Source organism: Priestia sp. SRI_019, assembly GCF_057586255.1.
On sequence record NZ_JBYCZN010000034.1, the window covers coordinates 1 to 519 of the forward strand.

Sequence of the window (519 nt, forward strand, 5' to 3'; positions counted from 1 at the left end):
TGCCCGCGCCTGCTCATCGGGTCTGAAGACAGACTCCTTGCTGTACTTTGCTTGGGCCTGCCGGATCTCCTTTTCAGTCGTCGCGTCTTGGCTGAGCGTTCGTTCCTTGCGAATTCGACCATCGATGATTTCGTAGAGCTCCAGATCTGTCTTCCTCTGCGTTTCGTAATTCCGGAACACCGTGGCCTGGTAAGGCCTCAGGTTCTCCGGCCCGCTCTCCCGAGCTTCCCGCACGATGGCCAGCAGCTTCTCCGCCTTGTCCTCCTGGGTGACGTAGCCGATCAGGGTGAACCCCGCCATCGAGTCGTGCACCTGCTCCTCCAGCAAGGCAAAGTGGCCCTGGCCCCGCACCCCGTTGTGCCCATCGAACTGCGCCAGCGCCCAGTCCAACCCCTTGTCCTCCGCGCTGAATTGCCGCTCGCTCAGCCAGCGCGGCAGCAGGTTGGCCCGCCGCCTCAACTCGGTGCTGGCCCTGACCTGCCACGTCTCCCTCGCGTTCCCCTGTCCGGTCATGTGGGC

Annotated in this window: 1 pseudogene; it reads right to left on the minus strand. The window is 63.6% G+C overall.

The features are described 5' to 3' along the window. Nucleotides 1-73 precede the first annotated feature (73 nt). Nucleotides 74-519: pseudogene (locus tag AC2YJL_RS27655) on the minus strand (hypothetical protein); the annotation flags it as partial.